Source organism: Zooshikella ganghwensis DSM 15267, from assembly GCF_000428585.1.
Lineage (GTDB): Bacteria > Pseudomonadota > Gammaproteobacteria > Pseudomonadales > Zooshikellaceae > Zooshikella > Zooshikella ganghwensis.
In genome coordinates this window covers 1-7,252 of the sequence record NZ_AUAF01000187.1, presented here as the reverse complement: position 1 = coordinate 7,252, position 7,252 = coordinate 1, and the positions used below count along the sequence as shown (strand labels likewise).

The 7,252-nt window shown below is 40.6% G+C and carries 4 protein-coding genes and 2 pseudogenes; 5 read left to right on the top strand and 1 reads right to left on the bottom strand.

All coding sequences use genetic code 11. The features are described 5' to 3' along the window. The 4 genes and pseudogenes from F607_RS34325 to F607_RS0123095 form a co-directional block, all read left to right on the top strand. Positions 1 to 243, top strand: a pseudogene (locus tag F607_RS34325) (IS982 family transposase); the annotation flags it as partial. Between the two features lie 461 nt (positions 244 to 704). Next, a complete protein-coding gene (locus F607_RS0123105) occupies positions 705 to 1,835 on the top strand; it encodes a sugar-transfer associated ATP-grasp domain-containing protein (RefSeq protein WP_027709966.1) in 1,131 nt (376 codons plus the stop codon). A 53-nt stretch (positions 1,836 to 1,888) separates the two neighbouring features. Then, positions 1,889 to 3,202, top strand: a complete 1,314-nt coding sequence (locus F607_RS31335) for a putative O-glycosylation ligase, exosortase A system-associated (protein WP_051311759.1) — start codon at positions 1,889 to 1,891, stop codon at positions 3,200 to 3,202. Between the two features lie 55 nt (positions 3,203 to 3,257). After that, complete coding sequence (locus F607_RS0123095) at positions 3,258 to 4,229, top strand: polysaccharide deacetylase family protein (protein WP_038292116.1); 972 nt, start codon at positions 3,258 to 3,260, stop codon at positions 4,227 to 4,229. An 80-nt stretch (positions 4,230 to 4,309) separates the two neighbouring features. On the opposite strand, the gene F607_RS31330 is transcribed toward F607_RS0123095, so the two are convergent. Continuing rightward, a complete protein-coding gene (locus F607_RS31330) occupies positions 4,310 to 6,145 on the bottom strand; it encodes an asparagine synthetase B family protein (protein ID WP_051311758.1) in 1,836 nt (611 codons plus the stop codon). Between the two features lie 1,007 nt (positions 6,146 to 7,152). On the opposite strand from F607_RS31330, the pseudogene F607_RS33770 reads away from it, so the two are divergent. Then, positions 7,153 to 7,252, top strand: a pseudogene (locus F607_RS33770) (IS200/IS605 family transposase); the annotation flags it as partial.

The window sequence follows — 7,252 nt, the reverse complement described above, 5'->3', positions numbered from 1 at the left end:
AGAGAAAAAATGGTGGATCAACTCCCTGAGAAATGGAGGGGACAGTTAAACCGGCTCCGACGGCGGGTGGAGACAACGATTGGTCAGCTAGTAGAAAGGTTTAATATTCAGCGAACCAAAGGCAGAACACTATGGAGCTTGACTAATCGAATTACCCGCAAGCTATTATCACACAGTTTGTGTGTATTATTTAATAGGAACCAAGGCAATGCTCCTCTTCAGTTAGCTAAATTAATAGGCTAAAAAGTCGAGCATCGCGTTAAAGTAGGGCTGGACTTATGTTTTAGGCTGAATTTTTCTCGTACCTTGTCTCAAAAAATTCATAATACCAATATGATACACGACGTTATTTGTATATAAAGATGTCATACAGTAAACAGCTGTAACCTATTCGCTAAACCTTTTACCCTGCATTATATTTGTTAATGCCAGAGTGAATATATAATTAGCCACCACAAGTATTAATAGTTCACAAAAACAGAGCTTTCGTTGATTTTGTGAAGGTTGTAACACTAAACGTTGATTTTTCAGAGAAGATATAAGCTATATTCTCCTTCCTCCTACTAAGATTAGTATTCGCTGGCTATTTTTTTGCGAGTACAGACGTTTCATGAAGTTTTCTTGCTCAGCATAGTGATTCTGAAGAATAAGCTTTTGATAAACGTGGATTGAAAGTGGTCAGAAATTGAGCGATGGAGTGAAGTGTGAAAATCATTAAGCTGGTTGCCCGGTCATTGTCTTTACTTCGGCGGGCTATGCATGATGTAGATGTGCATAAGCAGAAACACCCACTCGTTGGTGGTAAGTGGTATCAATACTGGTGGGATCAGTGCAAGTTAATGTATGCAAATGGTGTTACCGCTGATGACTACTACTTATATGGGCTGTTCAGACCAGAAGTCAGCTGGGCTGAAAAGTTGACATATATTGGGTGCCATGAACGTTGGCGATGGGTTGCGCCAGTCTCGCCTGAACACTATAAATTTTTGACAGAAAATAAACTGATCTTTTCTCATTTTTTGAGTGCAACCCAAATTCCTGTTGCCCGGGTATACGGAACCTATGGTCCAAAAGGGTTGAGTGATGATGGGCAATTATTGAGAACACCTCAGCAGCTAGAAAAGTGGTTGATTCAGCGTAACTTGGATAATCTCTTTATAAAACCAGTAGCAGGTACTCGGGGAGTAGGTGTATTAAGTTTGGGTGATCAGATAGAGCCAGGTCGCTGGCAAAAGCTACCACAAGGGGAAATTACACTGCCTGAGTTACTTGAGCATTTTCAGGCACAACCTCACTTAGATACCTACTTGATAGAAGAGCGGTTGAACCCTCATCAGGAGATGGCAAAATTTGCCCCTAATGTTTTACACACGGCAAGAATAATCAGTAGCTATGATGAAGATGTTTGCATTCATGCGGCAATGATGCGTCTTGCTGCAGCAGATCAGATTGCAGATAACACATCGTTAGGTAATATGTCAGCAGCGATAGAATTGGCAACAGGACGCTTACAACATGGTTCAGTGCGTATCAATGGTATTGCACGACCCCAAGCAGTTCATGAAAGTAGTGGCCTAGTGGTTGAAGGCTTTCAGTTACCTGATTGGCAAGAAACAGTAACCTTGGTACAGCGCGCTTCACGATGTGTTCATTTTAATGGTGTTTTAGCGTGGGATGTGGCGCTAACTGATAAAGGGCCCGTTGTCATTGAGGCGAATTCATTATTTGATTTACATTGGCAGGCAACGGCAAGTCGTGGTCTGTTAAGTACGACATTATATGATTACATGTGTAAACATCATTTAGATAAAAGAATTGGCTTTCACCTTCATTGAGTGGTTAAGAATTTTGCAGGACGACTGCCTCAGCTAAGGAAAACACAGGCAAAATGCGCGATATACTGGTTTTACTGATTGTGTTAGTGGGGATTCCCAAAATTTTGATGAATCCCCATATTGGTGTGTATTTTTGGTCTTGGATTAGTTATATGAATCCTCACCGATTAAGCTGGGGATTTAGTTATAGTTTTCCTTATGCCATGTTAGTTGCTGTATTAACGGTCATTTCCTTTGTTACCTCGAAAGAAACCAAAAAATTTCCTGTAACGCCAGTCACAGTCACGTTAATTATTTTTATTATCTGGATGTCGATTACGACGTTTTTTGCACTTTATCCCGAAGATGCAAAAATTGAGTATATCCGTGTCATGAAAATACAGTTTTTTACTATTTTAACTTTAATATTGATTAATAACCGAGAGCGTATTCAAACATTGGTTTGGGTGATTGCGCTTTCAGTTGGTTTTTTTGGTATTAAAGGCGGCATTTTTTCAATTCTTAGCGGTTTAAACTTTAGGGTTTGGGGACCTCCTGGCTCCTATTTTGAGGGAAATAATGAGTTGGGCCTGGCATTACTTATGGTTTTGCCGATGTTTCGCTTTATGCAAATGACGGTTGATAATAAGTGGATAAAACGTGCTTTATTAGGTGCTATGGTGCTCATTGGTGTTTCCATTATTACCACTTATTCCAGAGGTGCCTTTTTAGGTGCTATGGCGATGATGTTTTTCTTTTGGTTGAAAAGTCCTAACAAATTACCGATTGGTCTTGCGGCTGTACTAGCGATAGTGGTGATTTTGATGGCTATGCCGGCCAAATATTTTGAGCGTATGTCAACGATTCAAACCTACGAGCAAGATGAGTCGGCACTGGGTCGCATAAGTGCCTGGACGATGGCCTATAATCTGGCTAAAGACCGAGTGACGGCAGGTGGTTATGGTCCATGGAAAGAGGAGGTGTTTGCGGTTTATTCAGACCCAACACGTGTCTTTGATGCACACAGTATTTATTTTGAAGTGCTGGGAGAACAAGGGTTTATCGGACTGTTTATCTTTTTCTTTTTGTTCTTTTTAGCATGGCGAACAGGTAGCTGGATTATTAAAAATACCAAAGGGCGAGAGGATCTGGTATGGGCACTAAATTTGGCGCGGATGTTGCAGGTTGGTTTGGTAGCATATGCTACAGGTGGCGCCTTTTTGGGGTTAGCATACTTTGATTTGCCTTATCACATGGTTGCATTACTTGTTTTAACTCGGGTTTGTGTGGAACAAGCTTTAGCGGAACCAAAAACTGTTAAAGATGAAGTAGTAAAACCTAGTGAATCAACAGGCTCTACAAAGGTAAAATGGCGCTGGGAGCAATAAAATATGTAAAATATCTTAACATTTAATGAATAATCTGGCTGGGAAGTTTCATCTGATGGTTATGAACGGTTTAAAAACATTAGGGACCTGGCTTTCACGGACAGAGCAACAAGGTAAACTTGCAATACTCATTTATCATAGAGTGCATCCTAAACCTTATAATCGTATCGGTTTGGAAGTTGATGCCCAACTTTTTGATCAGCAAATGGGTTTGATGGCTAAGTACTTTAATGTATTGCCGTTAGCTGATGCAGTACAGTCTTTAAAAAATAACTCCCTACCTCCGCGCGCTGTGTGTATTACCTTTGATGATGGGTATGCAGACAATTGCGAAGTAGCATTGCCTATTCTTAAAAAGTGGCAGTTACCTGCAACATTTTTTATTGCTTCTGGCTTTTTAAATGGCGGCTGTATGTGGAATGATAAAATACTAGAAGCTGTTTTTCAGTCGCCGCTGAATACATTAATGCTCAGTGAAATTGATGAGCATCCTCTTGTTATTGATACTAAAGAAAACAAAGAACGTACTGCAAACTATTTATTAAGTAAATTAATCTACTTGCCTCATGCTGAGCGTGCTGAAAAAGTTGAATATGTTCTTCAACAAGCGCAAGTGACAGCACCAAACAACTTAATGATGACTGTTGAACAGCTATGCCATATGAAGCAGCAGGGTATGGATATTGGTGGTCATACTTGCAGCCACCCAATACTGGCTAGTTTGCCTGAAACAGAAGCTGAACAGGAAATTGCTAATAACAAAGCCTATTTAGAAAGTGTGCTTGGTGAGCCTCTACGCGTGTTTGCTTATCCAAATGGCAAGCCAGGCAGGGATTATCAGGCAGCACATATTAATATTGTAAAAAAATTAGGCTATGAGTGTGCCGTCTCCACTGCCTGGGGAGTTTCTTCTCCAGATGCTGACTGTTATCAACTGGCCCGGTTTACCCCTTGGGATACTTCTTCTGGCAAGTTTATGTTGCGGCATGTTTTGAATTACCGGAATACTTTGCCTGAAGTTGTTTAAATTCTTGTCAAAAAAACAGCGTGGTTATATATCTGTAGCAAAAGGTATACGACCAAGCTGTTTTTTTTAGTCTTACCATACTATTCGTCTAAATGTGTTTTACACCATTGACCAAGTGTCATTAAAAGCCAGATGAGTTCTCCATAGTAATCACTATGCTGATGTTGATGCATGTGTTTTGCATTGGCTAAAAACTCGGGGTGGAAAACACCGAGCGACTCAACGTGGTCTAGTGATTGGTAAGCATATTCTTGTAATGGTTTATGCTCTTTAGTCCAAATACCAAAGGGTAAACCAAAGCCATGCTTAGGCTTATTGATAATAGCTTCTGGTAAAAAGTTACGCACTGCATGCTTGTAAATATAACGAAGTTTTTGAAAATTGACTTTTTTATTGGATGGAATACTACAGGTAAGGGCAATCAAATCATCGTCTAACATTGGGTAGACGACATCTACACCAGCAAGCTGGCACATTCGATTCACTTTGGGTAAATCGTTATCTGCAAGTGTTCGTTTCCAGTCTAGATAGAGCATACGATTGATATAGTCACCTTGTTTGGGTCTATGATAGACATCTCGTAGGTGACTAAGAGGTGCTTCTATATCAACTTTTTGTAGAAAATCAGCGGTAAACACTTCACTTGCCGCATGTTGGTGTAAAAAATTGTAGTTTTCGAGTCGATCCGGGAGTGGAGTAAGTGCTTGCTTAATGTAGCTTTGTGCTTTACTGCCCAGGGGTAATCGTGAAAAAACACTCTGCATAATAATCGGTTCTAGAAGTTTTTGGCGGGCAAGCGAAGGAACTTTTTGGTAGTTTTCAAAAATAATCTGTTTTTGGTAACGAGTATTGCCCGCAAAAATTTCATCGCCACCATCACCTGCAAGCATGGTTGAAACACCATTTTCTTTTGCGAGTTTTGCACAAAAATAAGTAGGTAAAACTGAAGAGTTTCCAAAGGGTTCATCAAGTGCACCGATGATCGAGTCATAAGCAGTCAAAATATCTTCTGGTTGTATGAAGTATTCATGTTGCTCAGTCTTGAAATGCCTGGAAGCTATACGTGCGTAGTCAATTTCATTGTAGGCTGCAACCGGGAAACCGATTGAAAATGTTTTGGCCGGTTCAGTGCTTACCTGGCTGAAAAAACCGGCTACAGTTGAACTATCAAGTCCTCCACTTAAGAATGCGCCAGGGTTAGGCTGTTCGCTTGCACGTAATACAGCACTTCGAAGCGTGTCATATACTAAGTTACCTAATTCATCATCATTAAAGCTGGTGTAATCACTAAAGTCGGGAAGCCAGTATGTGTGGTGTGATAACTTGTCGTGTTGTACTTTAATATATTGAGCTGGCTCCAGTTTATAGGTGTCCTTGTAGACAGTGCCTGGGCTTGGAATCATATGAAAATACAGGTAATTGAAAATAGCCTGTTCAGATAATTGGCAATGAGTTTGGGGGTGACGCTTTACCATTGCCGCGCTAGAACCAAAGGCTAGTAAACTCAGTTCGGGTTGCCACTGATAATAAACAGGTTGACTGCCTATTCTGTCAGTGCCCAAATAACTTACCTGTTGGCTATGATCAATGATGAGAAAATAGAACTGACCTTGTAAGCGATGAAGACAGGCTATACCGTCACGCTGGTAGGCATGCTGTAGGGCGTGTGCATGTGAGTTTTTGGCAGCCTGGGTCGCTAATTGTTCATCATTCCAGCGAGGATGGCCATTAACTAATACCGTTGTGTTGCTATCTTGAATAAAAAAGCTGTGGTCCGTTTGGCTTATTGCGAGAGCATGATGTGGGCCTAACTGTCGTTCATGAGGATCAGTACCCAGCATATGTTGTAAAATGTTGTCAGCTTCGTTGGCATTGAGTGGTGTATTTTGCTGTATCCAACCACAAAACGGAGTCATAGCGTATCCTTCATTCGTGACATTAATCTGTTCAAAAAAGCGACTGTTGTACTTGTTAAATCATTTGACAACGCTAACCGGTGCAGAGGTCTGTTGTTCCTTTTAGCGCTAGATTATCGTGTTTTCCCAATATGTACACATGTTTATAAGATGTCCCAAGTTACAGGCTTATATATACCTTTCACAAATCATTGAGTAGAGCAATGCGGGGGCAATTGCCGCGGAGCATTTAACTGTCACACCAGCTAGCGCTTTTAAAACAGCTTTGGTTGCTGTTGCTCGTCTTCACAGATCAGACTAGCACCGCTAAAAAACTTCGTTTTGGCTATAGTTCGCTTTGGCTATAGAGTGTACTGTAAGCCTTTCAACCTGAAAAAAATTGGGGAAATGTACTATATCTTTTGCTAGGGGATATAATGCATGATTTATCCGCAAAAATCTTTGCAATGCATAGAGTTATTAAGTATTACCTATAGCTTTATCAATAATTACCTTGTTTTTATTGATATTAAATTCATATGCCTCGCATTGTCTGGTTTTTCAGTGGCCTTCTTATAGACCTTAATTATAAATATACCCAAAGCGAAGGAGTTTTAGGGACGACCGTCAAGTGATGAAGCCACAGGAACTTATAGAAATAAGTGACTGAGGTGGCCGTTAAATGCTCCTCGGCAATAGCGCCTGCATTGCTCTACTATATGACATCCATGTCATTATGCATAAACTGCATTTCCACCATCCTTGGCATTAAATTACCCACAATTTTGGGCGAGTTCAAAGCCTGCCTTCAGCTCATATAGTCTATTAAGACCACGCCAAATGACTGTATTACCTGGAGGTGGGTCATTTGACCTAGCTAAGTATCCACCTAACTCGTTGACAGGTAAGCCACTAGTTTGACTAGTGTGACTCTCAAGGCTTGGCCTCTAGATTCAGTTTTATGGAGAAAGAAGACATGTGTAAAGTTTCCAGTGGCTTGGCGGCCCACATAAAAGGAAACAATGCACATGTCATATCAAAGCTTAAGTCATTCTAAATGGGATTGTAAGTACCATTTGGTTTTTGTGCCAAAAGGAAGAAGAAAAATACTTTACGGTAAAATCAGAA

Excerpts from the sequence above, each read along its gene's own strand:
- F607_RS31335 (WP_051311759.1), top strand. The coding sequence starts at position 1,889 with ATGCGCGATATACTGGTTTTACTGATTGTGTTAGTGGGGATTCCCAAA.
- F607_RS31330 (WP_051311758.1), bottom strand. The coding sequence starts at position 6,145 with ATGACTCCGTTTTGTGGTTGGATACAGCAAAATACACCACTCAATGCC.
- F607_RS0123095 (WP_038292116.1), top strand. The coding sequence starts at position 3,258 with ATGGTTATGAACGGTTTAAAAACATTAGGGACCTGGCTTTCACGGACA.